Origin of the sequence: Pseudomonas sp. S30 (genome assembly GCF_016518545.1) — a bacterium.
Classification (GTDB): domain Bacteria; phylum Pseudomonadota; class Gammaproteobacteria; order Pseudomonadales; family Pseudomonadaceae; genus Aquipseudomonas.
Map to the genome: position 1 here is coordinate 1 of NZ_JACVTO010000027.1, position 17,852 is coordinate 17,852.

Annotated in this window: 13 protein-coding genes; all 13 read left to right on the forward strand. The window is 67.7% G+C overall.

The annotated features are described in order from the left end of the window. Positions 1-443 precede the first annotated feature (443 nt). The 13 genes from IAE34_RS22260 to IAE34_RS22320 all read left to right on the forward strand — a co-directional run bounded on the left by IAE34_RS22260 (position 444) and on the right by IAE34_RS22320 (position 17,844). Entirely contained in the window at positions 444-956 is a 513-nt protein-coding gene (locus IAE34_RS22260) for a sigma-70 family RNA polymerase sigma factor (RefSeq protein WP_200141119.1), read from the forward strand. Continuing rightward, a complete protein-coding gene (locus tag IAE34_RS22265) occupies positions 950-1,900 on the forward strand; it encodes a FecR domain-containing protein (RefSeq protein WP_325101008.1) in 951 nt (316 codons plus the stop codon). The genes IAE34_RS22260 and IAE34_RS22265 overlap by 7 nt, the downstream gene beginning before the upstream one ends. Positions 1,901-1,988: 88 nt before the next feature. Then, complete coding sequence (locus tag IAE34_RS22270) at positions 1,989-4,415, forward strand: TonB-dependent receptor (protein ID WP_200141120.1); 2,427 nt, start codon at positions 1,989-1,991, stop codon at positions 4,413-4,415. Positions 4,416-4,584: 169 nt separating this feature from the next. Further along, positions 4,585-5,976 (forward strand): diaminobutyrate--2-oxoglutarate transaminase, encoded by a 1,392-nt coding sequence (locus IAE34_RS22275; RefSeq protein WP_200141121.1) that lies wholly within the window; start codon positions 4,585-4,587, stop codon positions 5,974-5,976. A gap of 40 nt (positions 5,977-6,016) precedes the next feature. Then, complete coding sequence (locus IAE34_RS22280) at positions 6,017-7,810, forward strand: IucA/IucC family protein (protein ID WP_325101009.1); 1,794 nt, start codon at positions 6,017-6,019, stop codon at positions 7,808-7,810. Beyond that, positions 7,807-9,012, forward strand: coding sequence for a type III PLP-dependent enzyme (locus IAE34_RS22285; protein WP_200141122.1), 1,206 nt, complete (start codon positions 7,807-7,809; stop codon positions 9,010-9,012). Before IAE34_RS22280 ends, IAE34_RS22285 begins: the two co-directional genes overlap by 4 nt. Continuing rightward, positions 9,009-10,436 carry a DHA2 family efflux MFS transporter permease subunit gene (locus IAE34_RS22290; protein ID WP_200141123.1) on the forward strand — a complete coding sequence of 476 codons (1,428 nt, stop codon included), beginning with the start codon at positions 9,009-9,011 and terminating at the stop codon, positions 10,434-10,436. Before IAE34_RS22285 ends, IAE34_RS22290 begins: the two co-directional genes overlap by 4 nt. Positions 10,437-10,445: 9 nt before the next feature. Then, positions 10,446-12,287, forward strand: coding sequence for an IucA/IucC family protein (locus IAE34_RS22295; protein ID WP_200141124.1), 1,842 nt, complete (start codon positions 10,446-10,448; stop codon positions 12,285-12,287). Then, positions 12,281-13,057: an HpcH/HpaI aldolase family protein gene (locus IAE34_RS22300; protein WP_200141125.1), complete on the forward strand. Its 777-nt coding sequence runs from the start codon at positions 12,281-12,283 to the stop codon at positions 13,055-13,057. The genes IAE34_RS22295 and IAE34_RS22300 overlap by 7 nt, the downstream gene beginning before the upstream one ends. A gap of 1 nt (position 13,058) precedes the next feature. Next, a complete protein-coding gene (locus tag IAE34_RS22305) occupies positions 13,059-14,927 on the forward strand; it encodes an IucA/IucC family protein (protein WP_200141126.1) in 1,869 nt (622 codons plus the stop codon). A 31-nt stretch (positions 14,928-14,958) separates the two neighbouring features. Next, complete coding sequence (locus tag IAE34_RS22310) at positions 14,959-15,834, forward strand: ABC transporter substrate-binding protein (protein ID WP_442793242.1); 876 nt, start codon at positions 14,959-14,961, stop codon at positions 15,832-15,834. Beyond that, positions 15,831-16,820: a FecCD family ABC transporter permease gene (locus IAE34_RS22315; RefSeq protein ID WP_200141127.1), complete on the forward strand. Its 990-nt coding sequence runs from the start codon at positions 15,831-15,833 to the stop codon at positions 16,818-16,820. The genes IAE34_RS22310 and IAE34_RS22315 overlap by 4 nt, the downstream gene beginning before the upstream one ends. After that, a complete protein-coding gene (locus tag IAE34_RS22320; protein WP_200141128.1) occupies positions 16,813-17,844 on the forward strand; it encodes a FecCD family ABC transporter permease in 1,032 nt (343 codons plus the stop codon). The genes IAE34_RS22315 and IAE34_RS22320 overlap by 8 nt, the downstream gene beginning before the upstream one ends. The last annotated feature ends 8 nt before the right edge of the window (positions 17,845-17,852 follow it).

Below are 17,852 nucleotides of genomic sequence, written 5' to 3' on the forward strand. Positions count from 1 at the left end.
CGACCTTGCCAAGGTCGGGGTCGCGAGTTCGAGTCTCGTTTCCCGCTCCAAATCATGACTTTCGGCATTCAAGATTCGGATGTTCGTAAGTCGGCCAAAAAGGACCTCAGGGTCCTTTTTTCGTTTCAGCGAAAAGTTCCTCACCCCCCCTTTGATCCTGGATCTTTCGAGCCCGTGCCAACGGACCCTCGCCGGCTTCTGGTGAGCGATCCATGGTCGACGCCGATCGAGGCCGGCCACACGTACACGCGGGCAAACCTGCTTGCTCCCATACCCTCCACTCGACGGCTGACGTATGCTCGACTCCGTGGGGCCGGTTGCTTCCAGGCCCGGCAACTGCTGAAAGGATCCAGTCATCGACTGGCCAGCATTATCCGAAGGTATCCTTGATGCATTGATGTGAAATACAATCGATCTCATTCACGTCTTTGCAGGTGCAGATCATGCTCGAACGCGGCGATTCCGAAGCGCATGCTTTCCATCAGCTCTACCAGGGGCATCGAAGCTGGCTGGAGCAGTGGCTCAGTCGTCGCCTGGGCAGCCGGCAGGACGCCGCGGACCTCAGCCAGGACGCCTTCATGAAGGTGCTGGCCGGCTCCCAGCGCATCGCCGATCTGAAAGAGCCTCGCGCCTACCTGCTGACCATCGGCAAGCGCCTGCTGGTCAACCTGCGCAAGCGCGATAGCCTGGAGAAGGCCTATCTGGACGCCTTGGCGCAACTGCCGCCGGCCTGCGCGCCTTCGCCTGAGCACCGCTGGCAGGTGCTGCAAACCCTGCATGAACTCGACGAGCTGCTCGACGGCCTGCCTGATCGCGCTCGCCGCGCCTTCTTGCTGAGCCAGCTCGAGGGCCTGGGCTACCGCGACATCGCCGAGCGCCTGGGTGTGACCGAGCGCAGCGTCAAGCGCTACATGGCGCTGGCCTACGAGCATTGCCTGCTGGTGGAGCTGTGCTGAACCCCGCCGCGAAGGACGACGCCCGCCGAGTGGCTCGGGCGGCGGCCCGTTGGCTGGTGCGCGTGGAAGCGGGCGAGCTCAGCGAGCGCGAGCTGGCCAGTCTGCAACGCTGGCGCCAGGCGTGCGAGACCCACGAGCGCGCCTGGCACAATGCCCAGGCGCTGAGGTCGCGCTTTGCCAAGGTGCCACCGGCGCTGGCCATGGCCACCCTCGATCGCACCGGACACAGCCGGCGCCAGATGCTCAAGGGCGTGCTGGGGCTGGCCGTGGCGTTGCCGGCTGGCTGGATGGCCCTGCGCGAGATGCCCGTGGCGGCGTGGAGCGCCGACTTCTCTACCGGCACTGGCAAGCGTCGCACTCTGACACTGGCCGATGGCAGCGAACTGCAACTGAATACGGGCACCGCCGTGAACCTCGATCAGGCCGGCCGAAGGGTGAGGTTGATCCGCGGCGAAATCGCCTTGCGCCTGCACGACACCCTGCCGTTCCTGATCGACACCGCCCACGGCGTGTGCAGCTTGCGTGGCGGTGAGATCAACGTGCGCCAGGATGATAGCGCCGCCCAGTTCGCGGTGTACGCCGGCAGCGCCGACCTTACGCCGATGCGCTACAGCGCCCTGGCCTTGCGCGGTGGCCAGCAGGTGAGGGTGAGCGATCGTGGCGTGGGGCCGATCGGCCGTTTCGACCCCAGGCAGCTCGGCTGGCGCGACGGTGTGCTGGTGGCCATCGACCAGCCGCTGGGCGATGTGCTGCGCGATCTGGATCGCTACCGCCCCGGCGTGCTGCGCTGGGCGCCAGAGCTTGAAGCCCTACGGGTGACCGGCAGCTTTCGCCTCGCCGACCCCGACCAGGTTCTCGACATACTGGCGGCGACCTTGCCGGTGCAGGTGCAGTGGCGCACGCGCTACTGGGCCACGCTGATCCCTCGGCAAAAGGCTGCCTGAATTTTTTTGCAAAATTATTCGCCTGGCCTGTCCCCTTTTTCGGGTTCGCTTGTCATTGAAGGTAAACCACCTCGAAGAGAACCCGCCAATGCCTCCATCCCACCGCCAGCGAGCCCGCTCACGCGGCCGGCTGACGTCCTCGTTCTACGGCCACACCCTGTGCCTGAGCATGCTGTTCGCCACTGGCGCCTTTTCGGCATCGGCCTCGGCAGAAAGCCGCGCCTATCATGTGCCGGCGGGTGAGTTGGCCAATGCCCTGACCGGTTTCGCCAGCCAGGCAGGGGTGAGCCTGTCGGTCGACCCGGGACTGGTCAGCGGTCGGCGCAGCCCGGGGCTCGAGGGTGATTACAGCGTCGAGGGTGGGTTCGCTCAGTTGCTGGCCGGCAGCGGCCTGCAACTGCGCTCGGTCGGGGCGGGGGCCTATACCCTGGAGGTGGCGCCGGCCACCGATAGCCTGGAAATAGCCCCGGTGAACATCACCGGCACCCATACCTCGTTCGCCGATGACGAAGGCCAGGCCTACGCCGGCGGTCAGGTCGCGCGGCGCAGTTCACAAGGGCTGCTGGGTTCGCGCGATTTCATGGACACCCCGTTCAGCCTCACCACCTACACCGGCCAGGCCATCAAGAACCAGCAGGCGCGAACCCTCGGCGACATGGTTGCCAGTGACCCCGCCGTGCGCGCGACCAATCCGGCCGGCGGGCGTTTCGAGCAGTTCACGGTTCGCGGCTTCAGCCTGTTCAACACGGATGTGGCCTACAACGGTCTCTATGGCCTGCTGCCCACCTACTCGATCGACATGGAGATGGCCGACCGGGTGGACATCTTCCGCGGCCCGACCCAGTTGATCAACGGCATCTCGCCGCGCGGCAGCGTCGGCGGTGGCATCAACGTGGTACCCAAGCGCGCCACCGACAAGCCCATCACCGAATTCACCGGCAACTATGCGTCCAACAGCCAGGTGGGGGGCGCCGTGGACATCGGCCGTCGCTTCGGCCCGGATAACCAGTTCGGTCTGCGTTTCAACGGCGTCAAGCAATCGGGCGATACCGAATGGGACCACCAGAGCGTCGACCGCCAAATGGCGGTGGTGGGGCTGGATTTTCGCGGTGAGCGTCTGCGCCTGTCCACGGACATCGGCCACACCGAGCGTGACACCGATGCGCCGCAGGAGCGGGTGATCGTGGGACCCAACGCGCGGGTGCCGTCGGCCAAGGACGTGCGGCACAACTACGCCCAACCCTGGAGCAAGGCGCGCACCAAGGACACCTTCGGTGCGGTGAACGGCGAGTACGACGTCAGCGATTCGGTGATGGTCTACGGTGGGGTGGGCGCACGCAAGAGCAATCACGACTTCCTGCGCCACAACGTGACGGTCACCAACGACGCCGGCAACTTCACTGTCCAGCCGCGCGACTTCACCCGCGATGAAAACGTGCGTACCGCCACCGCTGGCGTACGCAACTGGTTCAGCACTGGCCCGGTGAGCCATGAGGTCAACCTGGCGGCCAGCTACTTCTACATGGACTACACCAACGGCGGCGGGCGCTACGCGTCGGGCAACAGCAACCTCTACGACCCGGTGGACATTCCCGACCCGACCACGCCGACGCGCCTTGACGACAAGGTGTACAACGAAAGCCGCTACACCGGTGTGGCGTTGTCCGACACCCTGGGCTTTCTCGACGACCGCCTGCTGGTCACCCTCGGCGGGCGCTGGCAGCGGGTGAAAACCAACACCTGGACCAATGGCGTCCCCGAGACCACCAACTACGACGAGGAAAAATTCTCGCCCTCCGGTGGCGTGCTCTACAAGCTCACCGACAGCCTGTCGCTGTATGCCAACTACATGGAAGGCCTGAGCCAAGGCAAGATCGCCCCGTCGACCTCCATCAACGAGGACGAGGTCTTCCCGCCGTTCATCAGCCGTCAGGTGGAGATGGGCGCCAAGTACGATTTCGGTCGCATCACGGTGACCGCGGCAGCCTTTCGCATCAAGCAGCCTGCCTATGAAACCAACACGACAACCCGAGTGTTCGGCTCCAACGGCAAGCGCGTCAACAATGGTGTGGAGCTGAGCGCCTTTGGCGAGCCGGTCGACGGTTTCCGCGTATTGGGCGGTGTGATGTTCATCGACAGCGAACTCGAAGGCACCGCGGGCGGCACCAACGATGGTAACAAGGCGCCGGCCACTCCGCGCTTGAACGCCAACCTGGGCGCCGAATGGGATGTGCCGGGCCTGCAGGGCGTGACCCTCACCGGTCGTGGCATCTATTCCAGCTCGCAGTATCTCGACCAGGCCAACACCAAGGAAATCGGCAGTTGGGAGCGCTTCGACGTGGGCGCCCGCTACGCCTTCAAGGTCGAGGGCAAGGATGTCACGCTGCGCGCCAACGTCGAGAACGTCATGAACAAACGCTTCTGGGCCTCGGCCGGTGCCTCCGACGACAGCGAAGCCGGCTTGACCCTGTCCACCCCCAGAACCTACCTGCTGTCGGCCACCGTGGGCTTCTGACCCCAGGCCCTGCGGGGCCTGCCTGATAACAAGACCCAGCGATCATGGATGACGATCAGGCACGCCCCGGCGTGCCGTGATGGCGTTGCCTCGTGCAGCGCCGCTGATGAGTGCACCACCCAAGCGAGAGAGCCCCCGACGGGCTTTCGAACAGAAAGAGGAGAGCACGATGCTAAGCGAAACCAGGGCACCGCTCGATGCGTACGAGCCGGTCGCCGCGGCCTTGAACAATGCCCATTACCTCGGGCGCCAGGGGCGCTTCGAATCCAACGTGCGCAGCTACCCGCGCAAGCTCCCGCTGGCCATCGCCAGCGCGCAGGGCGTCTGGGTGACCGACGTCGAGGGCCGGCGCTACCTGGACTGCCTGGCCGGTGCCGGCACCTTGGCACTCGGGCACAATCCACCGGCTGTGATGGAGGCGCTGACCGGGTTTCTGGCCTGCGGCGCACCGCTGCACACGCTGGACCTGACCACCCCTGCCAAGGACGCCTTCAGCGAAGCCCTGCTCGAGCTACTGCCCAATCAGGGCCGCGACTACTGCCTGCAATTCTGCGGGCCTTCCGGTGCCGACGCGGTCGAGGCCGCGCTCAAGCTGGCCAAGACCGCCACTGGGCGCAGCAACGTGGTGGCATTCAGCGGTGGATATCACGGCATGACCCACGGTGCGCTGGCCGTGACCGGCAACACCGCAGTGAAAGACGCCCTGGGCCCGCTGATGGCCGGCGTGCAGTTCATGCCCTATCCGCACCAGTATCGCTGCCCCTTCGGGCTCGGCGGTCAGGCCGGTGCCGAGGCGATGGCGCGCTATTTCAGCGACTTCATCGACGATGTCGAAAGCGGCGTGTGCCGACCCGCGGCGGTGATCCTCGAAGCGGTGCAAGGCGAGGGTGGTGCCAACCCGGCGCCCGATGCCTGGCTGCGCACGATTCGCGAGGTCACCCAGCGCCATGGCATCGTGCTGATCCTCGACGAGGTGCAGGCAGGTTTCTGCCGTACCGGACGCATGTTCGCCTACGAGCATGCCGGCATCGAGCCGGACATCATCGTGATGTCCAAGGCCGTGGGGGGCGGGCTGCCTCTGGCCGTATTGGGCCTGCGCCGCGAACTGGACGCCTGGCAACCCGGCGCCCACAGCGGCACCTTCCGTGGCAACCAGATGGCCATGGTCAGCGGCCTGGCCACGCTGCAGACGCTGCGTCGCGAACGCCTGGACGAGCAGGCCGCGCAGCGCGGTGCAGCGCTGCGACGAGACCTCCAGGCCCTGGCCAAGGACTACCCGGCCATCGGCCAGGTGCGTGGCCGTGGCCTGATGCTGGGCCTGGAAATCGTCGACGAGCGCCAGCCCGCCGATGCCTTGGGCGCGCACCCGATGGACCCTGCCCTGGCCATGCTGATCCAGAAACAGTGCTTCGAGCAGGGCCTGTTGCTCGAACGCGGGGGGCGCAATGGCAGCGTGATCCGCCTGCTGCCGCCGTTGATCATCACGCCGGCGCAGTGCGACGAGGTGGTGACGCGCTTCGAACGCGCCCTGCGGGGCGCCCTGGGTGAAGCCCGTGGCTGAGCTCGCGCGGTCGCGCACCGCCTCCCCGAACCCAGTGCCCGTGGCCGATTCCGCCGAGCCCTGCAACCGCGCCAGCGTGTCCCAGGTGGTCAGCGAGCTGGCGGCGACCCATGCCTTGCTCAACTGCCTGATCAAGGAGTTCGCCCTGCCCGAGCAGCGCCTGAGCTACGCCTGGCCGGCCCACGTGCGCGGCATGGCGCCAGGCGGCTACCTGCGGGCGCTGCGCGGTGGTGGCCTGCCGCTGGTGATCGACCTGCCCGAGGGACGCCAGCTGTTCGTACTGGTCGACCGCCAGGACCCGCTCGGCAGCCAGCGCTACCTGGGCGATGTGTACACCCGCGTGGGCGAGGGCGCGTGGGCCTGCCCGGCCTTCAGTGATCTGGCCACGCAAGTGCTCGGTGCCTGTGAACACATGGCCGGGGCGCGTAATCAGGAGCTGCACGCGCAAGTGTCGCAAAGCCAGCAGGTGACGGCGGCGATCCTCGACCACGCCCTGTCCACCCGCCATCCTGCGCCCCTGCGCGATTACCTGGCCAGTGAACAGGGACTGCATTTCGGCCACCCCAATCACCCGGCGCCCAAGGCCCGGCAATGGCCAGAGCACCTCGGCCAGCGGGCCTACGGCCCGGAGTTCGGCACCCAGGCAAGGCTGCACGCGCTGGAGGTACCTCGTGACGGCCTGGCCATCCGTGCCAACGGCCTGAGCGATGCCGAGGCCCTGAACGGCTTCGCCGACCAACGCCAGGCCGCTGCCGGTCGCGCCGTGATCTACCTGCACCCGGTGCAGGCGCAGCTGTTCCTGGCCGATGCGCGCCTGGCACCGCTGCTGGCCAGCGGGCAGGTGGTCGACCTGGGCGAGCAGGGCGCGCTGGCCAGTCCGACAGCCTCCATGCGCACCTGGTACATCGAAGGCCACCGCTACTTCCTCAAGGGTTCGTTGAACGTGCGGATCACCAATTGCGTACGCAAGAACGCCTGGTACGAGCTGGACAGCGCACTGCTGATCGATGCGTTGTTCCAGCGTCTGCAAACCGAGCAGCCCGCCAGCCTCGGGGGGGCCACATGGGTGCGCGAGCCGGCCTCCCTGAGCTGGGCCCCGGCCCAGGCCAGCGCCGAGGACGCGCTGTGGTTCCGCGAACAGACCGGTGCCATCCTGCGTGAGAACTTCTGCCTCCAGACGTCCCCGGACCGCTGCCTGATGGCCGGTACGCTGTTCGCCCGAGACCTGCAGCTGCGCCCGCTGGTGCTGGACTTCCTCCAGGGCGATACCGGCAAGCCGGTCGGTGACGCGCAGTTGCTGAGCTGGTTCGAGCGCTACCAGGCCTTGCTGCTGCGCCCGGTGCTGGCGCTGTTCTTCAACCACGGCGTGGTGATGGAGCCGCATTTGCAGAACGCGGTACTGGTGCACGAAAACGGCCAACCGGCGCAGCTGCTGCTGCGCGACTTCGAAGGCGTCAAGCTTACGGCCGAGCAAGGCGTGCACTACCTCCAGGCCGCGGTGCCGGCGCGGGTCCGCCAGTCGCTGACCTACTCGCGCGAACAAGGCTTCAAGCGCATCAGCTACTGCCTGTTCGTCAACCATCTCGCCGAGGCGGTGCTGGCCCTGAGCTGGGACCGGCCGGAACTGGCCCCGGCCATGTGGGGGTGCGTGTACCGGCAATTGGCCGAAATCCGCGACGAACTATTGCAGCCGGCGCCGGAGCTGGACGCCCTGCTGGTCGGCGGTCCGATCGCCTGCAAGACCAACCTCAAGGTGCGCCTGGCTGCCCAGGCCGACCGCCACGCGGCCTATGTTCAGTTGCCCAGTCCCTGGGCGGGGAGGGTGGTGCGATGAACCGCTTGTCTGTCGATGTGCGCCAGGCCATCGCCCAGGCCCAGGCGGCCCAGGAGGACCCGTTGGCGCTGTTCGTCTACGACCTGGATGCGCTCGCCGAGCATGCCCGCCAGGTCATGGCCGAGCTGCCGCAGGGGGTCGAGCTGTACTACGCGATCAAGGCCAACAGCGAGGCGCCGATCCTGCGCACGCTGGCACCCCTGGTGAGCGGCTTCGAGATTTCCTCGGGCGGTGAGATCGAGCGCTTGCAAGTGGCAGGAAGCCCGTTGCCCTTCGTGTTCTCCGGGCCGGGCAAGCTGGACTCCGATCTGCGCGCGGCCATCGGTCAGGGCGTGTCGGCCATCCATCTGGAGAGTCTTTCGGAAATCCCCCGCGTGCAGCTTGCCGCCGAGCAGGCCGGGCGGGTGCAGCGGGTCTTCATCCGGGTCAACCCCGAGCTGCCGGCGCAGCTGTCGAGCCGCCTGGCGATGGCCGGTACCGCGACGCCCTTCGGGCTGGACGAAAGCGAAGTGGCCGAGGCGATCAGGCGCGTGCAAGGCTGCTCTCATCTGGAGTTGCAGGGTTTTCACGTGCATGCGCTGTCCCATCAGCAGCAGGTGGAGCGCCACGAGCAGTTGCTCGATCTGTACCTGGAGCGCTGGGCGCAGTGGAAGGCCTTGGCACCCTGTGCTCAGAGCATCACCCACCTCAACGTGGGCGGCGGCATCGGCGTGGATTACCTGGGCGGCGAGCGCTTCGCCTGGGCCCGGCTGTGCCGGCACCTGGAGCGGCGCCTGGACGCGCTGGCCGACCGGCCGGTGCTGCGCTTCGAGCCGGGACGCTTCATCAGCGCCTACTGCGGCTACTACGCCATCGAGGTGCTCGACATCAAGACCAGCCATGGCAAGCGTTTCGTGGTGTGCCGCGGCGGCACGCACCAGTTCCGCCTGCCGGTGGCCCAGGGGCATGATCATCCGATCATCCACCTGCCCGCTGGCGGGCGCGAGCCCACGGGGCCGACGCAGCCCTGTACGGTGGTCGGCCAGTTGTGCACGCCCAAGGATGTGCTCAGCCGTGACTGGCCGCTGGCTGGGGTGGAGGTGGGCGATGTGCTGGTGCTGCCGATGGCAGGCGCCTACGGCTACAACATTTCTCACGCCGACTTCCTCTGCCACCCACGGCCCTTGCAGTGCTTCCTGCCGGTTCTTGGGGGGCAGGGATGAGCCCTGGGCGGGTTCCACGTGCGCTGGTGGTGGTCAACGTGCTGCTGGGTACCGTCACCGTAAGCCTGAACAACAGCTCGCTGAATCCGGCGTTGCCGGCGTTCATCGAGGCGTTCGCGATAGGCCCGGTGATGGCGACCTGGATCGTGGCGGCCTTCATGGTGAGCATGGGCATGGCCATGCCATTGACCAGCCATCTGGCCCAGCGCTGGGGACGCAAGCCGTTGTACCTGTTCGGCCTGGCCGCCTTCACCGGCGGCTCGTTGCTGGGTGCGATGGCAGGCTCCATCGAAGCGGTGATCGTGGCGCGCGCGGTACAGGGGGCGGCCAGTGGGCTGATGATTCCGTTGTCGCTGGCGATCATCTTCGCCGTTTATCCCAAGGGCGAGCGCGGCCGGGTCACCGGCCTGTGGGGGGCGGCGGTGATGCTGGCGCCAGCGCTGGGGCCACTGTGCGGCAGCCTGGTGCTGGAGGTCTTCGACTGGCACGCGCTGTTTCTGATCAACGTGCCCATCGGCGTACTGGCCATGGCCCTGGGCTGGCGCGTACTGCCGCAGAGCGACGCGGGCCAGCCCAAGCCGTTCGACACCACCGGCTACGCGCTGGTGGCGCTGGGCATCGGCGCCTTGATGCTCACCCTCGGCCAGTTGCATGGGCTGGACGCGCTGAGCGAGCCGCTGAACCTGGCGGGTCTGGCACTGGCGCTGCTGTGTCTGGCGGGCTTCGTTCGCCACGAACTGCGCCACCCGGCACCACTGCTGGAATTGCGCGTCTTCAGCCTGGAGGGCTACCGCACCAGTGTGGTGATCGCCGTGGTGCAGTCGATCGGCATGTTCCAGTGCCTGGTGCTGATTCCATTGCAGGTGCAGATGGTGATGGGGCAGAGCGCGCTGTGGACCGGTAGCGCATTGCTGCTCACAGCAGTGGCCGCCAGTGCCTTCGGGCAGTGGGGCGGGCGCCTGCTGGATCGTCACGGGCCGCGCGGCGTGGTGTCGGCGGGGCTGCTGCTCACTGGCCTGGCCACCTTCGCGCTCGGCACGCTCGGCCCCAGCGCCGGCCTGCCGCTGCTGTGCCTGCTGATGGTGATACGCGGCGCAGGCCTTGGCCTTTCTTACATGCCGGTGACCACCGCCGGACTGGACGTGCTGCCCGAACACCTGGTTACCCAGGGTGCGGCGATGAACAACATCTCCCGGCGCGTGCTGTCGTCGCTGGCCATCGTGCTGGGCTCGTTGTGGCTGCAAGCCCGCGCCGGCAGCGGTTTCGACGCTGGCCAGGGGGCCCTGGCCAGCGCCGTCGGCGAGGTGTTCAACGCCACCGGCATGCTCATTCTGCTGACCCTTCCCCTGGCTTGGCGCTTTCCGCTCACGCCCAGCCCCGACACGGCCGCCCCCGACGCGGCGGCCGCTGAACATCGTACTTGAGGGACTGAAATGACACACTTGACCCCTATCGAACAGATCACCCCTGCGACGCAGGTCGATGCCGAACTCTATGGCCGGGTGGCCGAGCGCGTGCTCGGCCAACTGCTGCAAACGCTGCTCTACGAAGACGTCTTGCCCTATCGCCACACGCGGGCCGAGGACGTCGACCTGTTCACCCTGCAGGGCCAGGCCGCCGACGCGCAGCCGGTGCAGTACCGCTGCGAAGGCCTGCTCAGTGACAGCTTCCAGATCATCCGCCTGCACGCGGCGACGCTGCAGCGTGTCGACGCCCGAGGGCAGGTCAGCAGGCCAACCTTGCACCTGGCGCTGTCGGAGCTGCTCGGCGATTTCCACGAAACCCCGCACATGGCGCGGTTCGTTCAGGAGCTCGAGCACACCCTGGCCAAGGATCTGCAGGCGCGCAGCCAGGGCTACCGTCCGCCCGTGCCGGCCCAGCAGTTGGGTGCCGACGCATTGGAACGCCACTTCATGGATGCCCACAGCTATCACCCGTGCTACAAATCGCGCATCGGCTTTTCACTGGCGGACAATCGCCAGTACGGCCCGGAGTTCGCAGCACCGCTGGCGCTGGTGTGGCTGGGCGTCGAGCGCGAGCTGGCCAGCAGTGGGCTGTCGCGACAGCTCGATGAGGCCACCTTCTGGCAGCAGGTGGTGGGCGAACAACGCTGGACCGAGTTCAGCGCCGTGCTGGCCGAGCAGGACCGCGCACTGGCCGATTACCAGCTGATACCGGTACACACCTGGCAATGGGAGCAGGTGATCCAGCCGAGCTTTCAACAGGAGCTGGCCGAGGGGCGCGTGCTGTACCTGGGCGCGTCCGCGCCGGCCTATCGCGCGCAGCAGTCGATCCGTACGCTGGCCAACGTCGATCACCCCACGGCGCCCTACGTGAAACTGGCACTGAGCATCACCAACACCTCCAGCACGCGCATCCTGGCGCGGCACACCGTGCTCAACGGGCCGCTGATCGCCGACTGGCTGCAAGGCCTGATCGCCACCGACGCCACCGCCCGCGACCTGGGGTTCGTGATCCTCGGGGAGATCGCCGGCGCCAGCTTCGACTACGCACGGCTGCCGGCCACACGCCAGGCGCAGGTGTATGGCACCCTCGGCGCGATCTGGCGGGAAAACCTGAATGTGTATCTGCAGCCAGGCGAGGAGGGCGTGCCGTTCAATGGCCTGAGCGCGCTGGAGAACCGCTACGGCGGCGGGGTGGTCAGCCCCTTCATCGCGCCGTGGATCGAACGCCATGGCCTGCACGCCTGGACCGCGCAACTGCTGCGGGTGAGTATCGCGCCCATCGTGCACATGCTGTACGCCGAGGGCATCGGCATGGAATCGCACGGCCAGAACATCGTGCTGATCCACCGTGACGGCTGGCCCGAGCGCATCGCACTGAAGGACTTCCACGACGGCGTGCGCTACAGCCCCGCCCACCTGGCGCGCCCCGAACGGGCACCGCAGCTGATGCCGTTGCCGGAGAGCCACGCGCGGATCAACCGCAACTCGTTCATCCTCACCGATGACCTGGGGGCGGTGCGCGACTTCTCCTGCGATGCTTTCTTCTTCGTCTGCCTGGGCGAAATGGCGATCTTTCTGCGCCAGCAGTACGGCCTGGACGAGGGGGCGTTCTGGGCGATGGCCGCGCAGGTGGTGCTCGACTACCAGGCCGCGCACCCGCAACACGCCGCGCGCTTCGCGGCATTCGATGTGTTCGCGCCCAGTTACGAGGTGGAAGCGCTGACCCAGCGGCGCCTGCTGGGCGACGGTGAGCGGCGATTCAAGACGGTGCCCAACCCACTCCACCCACACAGGCCTACCCCATGCTGAGGACCAATCGCCTGAAGGCGGCGCTCGCGGCAGGGCAGCCGGTGCATGGGCTGATCGCCTCGATCCCAAGCCCGGTCGCCATCGAGCTGATCGCCGAAGCCGGCTACGATTTCGCGATCATCGACCTGGAACATGTGCTGATCAATCCAGAGACCGTGGAGAACATGATCCGCACGGCCGAGAGCTACGGGCTCACACCGCTGGTGCGGGTGCCGGACCTGTGCCCCAAGCGCATGCTGCGGCTGCTGGACGGCGGTGCCCAGGGCATCGTGCTACCGCGCGTGGAACAGGTCGGCGAGCTCGAGGCGGCGGTCCGCGCCTGCAAGTACCACCCGCATGGCGAGCGCAGTCTCAACGCCGGGCGGCCCGGCTCGTTCGGCAAGCCGCGGCTTGCCGACTACGTGGACCAGGCCAACGCCCAGGTGATGGTGATCGCCATGATCGAAAGCGCCGAGGGCGTGCGCCAGGCCGAGCGCCTGGCCGCGGTAGCGGGGCTGGACATGATCCTGGAAGGCGCTGCCGACCTCTCGCAATCGCTGGGCATGCCCTGGCGAATCGACCAGCCTGCGGTGCAACAAGCGCTGCTCGACACCTGGCGCGCGGCGACGGCCGCCGGCGTGCCCTACTGCGCCATCCCGCGCGCCCCGGGCGACCATGCCCGCTGGCGTGAGCGTGGCGTGAATGCATTCGTACTGGGCGACGAACGCGGTATCGCGTTCCGCGCCCTCCAGGCCAGACTGGCCACGACCTCAGACCGAGGAACCGATTGAGATGAAACTCGACCCTACTTCCACCGGCGCCATGCTGGTGATGCAAGACTTGTTCGACTGCCTGGTGGCCGAAGACTTCTTCGGCGCGCTGGAGCCCCACCTGATCGACGCCACCCAGTGGCACAGCCGCTACCCCCAGGCGACGCTGACCCCCGACGCCTCGCAGCACCGCATCTGGCACTGGAACTACGACGCCCGCGAACAGCGCGGCCTTGCCGTGGCGGTGCGACCCGGCATCACCCAGGACTGGGAAAAAGTGCCTGGCACGCCGGTCTGGGCCACCCAGGGCGACAGTGTGCAGAGCCTCACGCCGGAAGATTTCATGACCCTGGCCGTGCAGGGCATGGCCCAGGACCCGGCGGGTCAGGAGGAGGGCGTGAAGCTGTTCCTCAAGGTGCTGGGCATCAGCGTGCGGCAGACCGAACTGTCGCTGGGGCATCGGGTACAGCCGCAGGCGGCGCTGGCCCAGCGTGGCGCAGCGTTCTTTCTGGCGATGGAGCAATGGGCATCGCTGCGCGACCGGCCATTCCATCCCCTGGCCAAGGCCAAGCAGGGGCTGGATGACGCGCAGTACCAGGCCTACCAGGCCGAGTTCGGCGAGCCGGTGGCGCTCAACTGGGTGGCGGTCGCCAAGCACAGCCTGGCGTTCGGCCAGGGCCTGGCCAGCCTTGCCAGTGACCAGCCAGCCGACTACCTGCTGACCCCAGCCGAGCGTGCGGCCTTGCACGCCGAGCTCGAGCAGGCCGGCCTTGCCGACACGCACCTGGCGCTGCCGGTTCACCCGTGGCAACTGCAGCACCGGCTGCCCGAGCTGCTCGGCGATGCCTTCGAGCAGGGGGTATGCCGGGTGCTGGCGTTCGAGCAGGGCCGTTTCCATCCCACCTCTTCGCTGCGCTCGCTCGCCTGCGGCGCCAGTGCGTCCGACCAGATCAAGCTGCCCATGGCGGTGTACTCGCTGGGTGCGTCGCGGTATCTGCCGGCGGTCAAGATGATCAATGCCGACAAGAGCGAGGCGCTGCTGCGCCAAGGCCGTGAGCGTGACGTGCAGCTGCGCGAGAGCCTGCACCTGTGCGAGGAAGGCCGCTGGTGGGCGTACATGCCGGCCGGTGCCAGCCTGTTCGACGAGGCGCCGCGGCACCTCTCGGCGCTGGTGCGGCGCTATCCACCCGCACTGCTCGAAGGCGACTACCGCCTGCTGCCGATGGCCGCGCTGGCCACGCCCTTGCCTGGTCAGGAGGGGCATTTCTTCGATCACTGGATGCATGTGCGTGGGCTGCCGGCATCGCCGGAATCAGTGCTGAAACTGTTCGGCGAGCTGTGTGAGCGCTTCTTCGACGTGAACCTGCGCATGTTCCGTTTGGGCATGCTCGGCGAGGTGCACGGGCAGAACGCCGTGCTGGTATGGCGCGACGGTCAGGCCGAGGGGCTGCTGCTGCGCGACCACGATTCGCTGCGCCTGTACGTGCCGTGGCTGGAGCGCAACGGCCTGCTCGACCCGCAGTACCGGATCAAGAAAGGCCATGCCCAGACCCTTTACCACGACCGGCCCGAAGACTTGCTGTTCTGGCTGCAGACCCTGGGTATCCAGGTGAACCTGCGGGCGATCATCGAGACCCTGGCGGCGGTCTATCGGCTGCCAGCCGTCGAGGGCTGGCGGGTGCTCAGCCAGGTGCTGCGCGCGCGCATCGAGGCGATCGGCTTCGAGGATCAAGCCCGGGCCATGCTCGTGCACGAACTGTTCGAAGTGCCGGCCTGGCCGCAGAAACTGCTGTTGCGGCCGATGATCGAGCGCGGTGGCGGCCCGGGCAGCATGCCCTTCGGCAAGGGACAGGTGGCCAATCCGCTGCGCAGGCTGGATCTTGACCGCTGAGGGGCCGCAGGGCCTGCCCAGGCGGCGGGTGTTGGGTTTTGCGCTGGGCCTGGCCGGGGCGACCTGCCTGTCGTCCCACGCCTGGGGGCAGGGGCCGGCTCGGGTGGTGACTCTGTTCCAGGGCGCCACCGACACCGCGGTCGCCCTTGGCGTGCGACCGTGCGGGGTAGTGGACTCGTGGAGCGAAAAGCCCATGTACCGCTACCTGCGCCCTGCGCTGGCCGGCGTGCCCCACGTGGGCCTGGAGACCCAACCCAGCCTGGAAGACATCGCCCTGCTGCAACCCGACCTGATCGTCGCCTCGCGATTTCGCCACGAACGCGTGGCCGGTCTGCTGTCGCGGCTGTGCCCCACGGTGATGCTCGAGGAGGTGTTCGACTTCCAGAAAACCCTGGCCGTGATGGGTCAGGCCTTGCAGCACGAGGCTCAGGCCGCCGCGCTGCAAGGCGCCTGGAACGCCCGGGTCGCGCGCCTGCGCGAGCGCTTGCAGGCGCGTTTTGGCGCGCACTGGCCGCCGACCGTTTCAGTGCTGGATATCCGTGACGATCACCTGCGTGCCTATCTGCCGACGAGCTTTGCCGGCATGGTGCTGTCGCAGCTGGGCTTCGTGTGGAACCGCTACAGTCAGACCGCCAGTGGCGTGTCGCTCAAGATCAGCAACCGTGAAAGCCTGCCGGCCGTGGACGCCGATGTGTTCTTCGTGTTCGGCCATGGCGACGGGCCGGCGGTTCAGCGCCAGTACCGCAGCGTCAGCGGGCATCCGCTGTGGCAGCATCTGGCCGCGCCGCGTGACGGTCAGGTGTGGTGGGTCGATGGCGTGGCGTGGATCCTGTCAGGCGGCATCCTCGGCGCGCAGCGGGTCCTGGACGAGGTGGAGCAAGCCTTGCTGGGAGGGCCTGGCCAATGAGAGCGGGCAGTCGATTTCTCATCGGCCTGGCGGTGTTGCTGGGCTGTGCTGCGTTGAGCCTGTCCAGCGGGCCGCGCTGGATCGCCCCGGGCACCGTGTGGGCGGCCCTGAGCGGCGCCGACCCGCTGCAATTGCAGCAGGTGCTGGTGCTCTCCACTCGCTTGCCGCGCACACTGATCGCCATGGCGGTGGGCGCGGGGCTGGCGGTAGCGGGGGCGCTGATGCAGGCGATGACGCGCAACCCCCTGGCTTCGCCGGGACTGTTCGGCATCAATGCCGGGGCGACGTGCGCGATCATTCTGAGCCTGTCGGTATTCTCCTTGAACTCGCCGCAGCATTGGCTCTGGGCGGCCTTCATCGGTGCGGCCGTGGCCGGCACGCTGGTGTGGGGCGTGGGCACCCTGGGTCGGGGGGCGTTGAGCCCGTTGCGCATGGTGCTGGCGGGCGCGGCCATCACCGCGCTGTTCAGTGCCTTCAGCCAGGCCATGCTGGTGGTCGATCAGCAGGGGCTCGACACGGTGCTGTTCTGGCTGGCGGGGGCCCTGAGCGAGCGCAGCCTGGCGAACGCGGCGCCGATGCTGGGCTGCATGGCTGTCGCCCTGGTGATCGCCGGGCTGCGTGCGGCGCAGGTGAACGTGCTCAGCGCCGGCAGCGAAATCGCCACCGGGCTGGGCCAGCGCACCGGCTGGATACGCCTGCAACTGGCGCTGCTGGTGATCGTGCTGGCAGGCAGCGCGGTCGCCTTGGCGGGGAGCATCGGTTTCGTCGGGCTGATCGTGCCGCACTTGGCCAGACGCCTGTTCGGCATCGACCATCGGGTGATGCTACCGGGCTGCGCGTTGCTGGGCGCGTGCCTGCTGTTGCTGGCGGATGTGCTGGCACGGGTGCTGATCCTGCCGCAGGAGGTGCCGGTGGGCGTGATGATGGCATTCATTGGTGGGCCGTTCTTCATCCTGCTGGCGCGTCGAGGAGTACGCAATGGATAACCTGGTGGTAGGGCGCCTCGGGGCGTTTTCCCGACGCGTGGCGCCGCTGACCGTGCGTCGCCTGGGTCTGGCGCTGCTGCTGACGCTGGCGCTGATGCTGCTCACGCTGTCGCTCGGCAAGGTGGCGTTGTCGCCCTCGGCGTTGTGGGAGGGCCTGGGCGGCCCAGGCGACACGGGCATCGGCTTCATCGTGCAGCAACTGCGCTTGCCGCGTCTGCTGCTGGGAGGGCTGATCGGTGCGGCGCTGGCCGTGAGCGGCTTGATCCTGCAAGCGCTGATCCGCAATCCGCTGGCCTCGCCCGACCTGCTGGGCCTGTCGAGCGGTGCAAGCACGGCGGCCGTGCTGTACCTGAGCACGCTGGCTGGCAGTTGGGGCCTGGGTGGCTTGCCCGCCGCAGCCATGCTCGGCGCGGGCGGGGCGGTGCTGGCGATCTACCTGCTGGCCTGGCAGCAGGGGGTCTCGCCGCTGCGGCTGGTGCTGATCGGCGTGGGCGTCTCGGCGATGCTGGCGGCGGCCACCACCTTCATGCTGGTGTTCAGCCCACAGACCACCACGCTCTCGGCCTATGTATGGCTTACCGGAAGCGTGTACGGTGCCGACTGGAGCGCCGTGGGCAGCCTGGCGCTGTGCCTGGTCGGCCTGTGGCTGCTGCTGGTACCGCTGGCGCGGCAGGTCATGGTGCAGCAGTTGGACGAGGCCCTGGCCACGGGCCTGGGAGTGCGCGTTCAGCTGATGCGTGCGGCGTTGCTGGCGGTCAGTGCGGCGTTGGCCGGTGCGGCGATCGCCTGGGGCGGCGCCATGGCCTTCGTCGGGCTGATCGCCCCGCACATCGCCCGTCGCCTGGTGCCGCCGGGCTTCGTGGGCCAGGCGATCATGGCCGCGCTGGTAGGTGCGAACCTGGTGATGCTGGGGGATCTGGCCGGGCGCGCCCTGTTGCCGCCGCTGGATTTGCCGGCGGGGATCTTCGTCGCAGCGTTCGGCGCCCCGTACTTTCTTTACCTGCTGATCAAGCAGCGACATTGAGGTGGTTG

Bases quoted from the DNA above. Each gene is read 5' to 3' on its own strand.
- IAE34_RS22260 (WP_200141119.1), top strand. From the start codon at position 444: ATGCTCGAACGCGGCGATTCCGAAGCGCATGCTTTCCATCAGCTCTAC.
- IAE34_RS22270 (WP_200141120.1), top strand. From the start codon at position 1,989: ATGCCTCCATCCCACCGCCAGCGAGCCCGCTCACGCGGCCGGCTGACG.
- IAE34_RS22275 (WP_200141121.1), top strand. From the start codon at position 4,585: ATGCTAAGCGAAACCAGGGCACCGCTCGATGCGTACGAGCCGGTCGCC.
- IAE34_RS22285 (WP_200141122.1), top strand. From the start codon at position 7,807: ATGAACCGCTTGTCTGTCGATGTGCGCCAGGCCATCGCCCAGGCCCAG.
- IAE34_RS22290 (WP_200141123.1), top strand. From the start codon at position 9,009: ATGAGCCCTGGGCGGGTTCCACGTGCGCTGGTGGTGGTCAACGTGCTG.
- IAE34_RS22295 (WP_200141124.1), top strand. From the start codon at position 10,446: ATGACACACTTGACCCCTATCGAACAGATCACCCCTGCGACGCAGGTC.
- IAE34_RS22300 (WP_200141125.1), top strand. From the start codon at position 12,281: ATGCTGAGGACCAATCGCCTGAAGGCGGCGCTCGCGGCAGGGCAGCCG.
- IAE34_RS22305 (WP_200141126.1), top strand. From the start codon at position 13,059: ATGAAACTCGACCCTACTTCCACCGGCGCCATGCTGGTGATGCAAGAC.
- IAE34_RS22315 (WP_200141127.1), top strand. From the start codon at position 15,831: ATGAGAGCGGGCAGTCGATTTCTCATCGGCCTGGCGGTGTTGCTGGGC.
- IAE34_RS22320 (WP_200141128.1), top strand. From the start codon at position 16,813: ATGGATAACCTGGTGGTAGGGCGCCTCGGGGCGTTTTCCCGACGCGTG.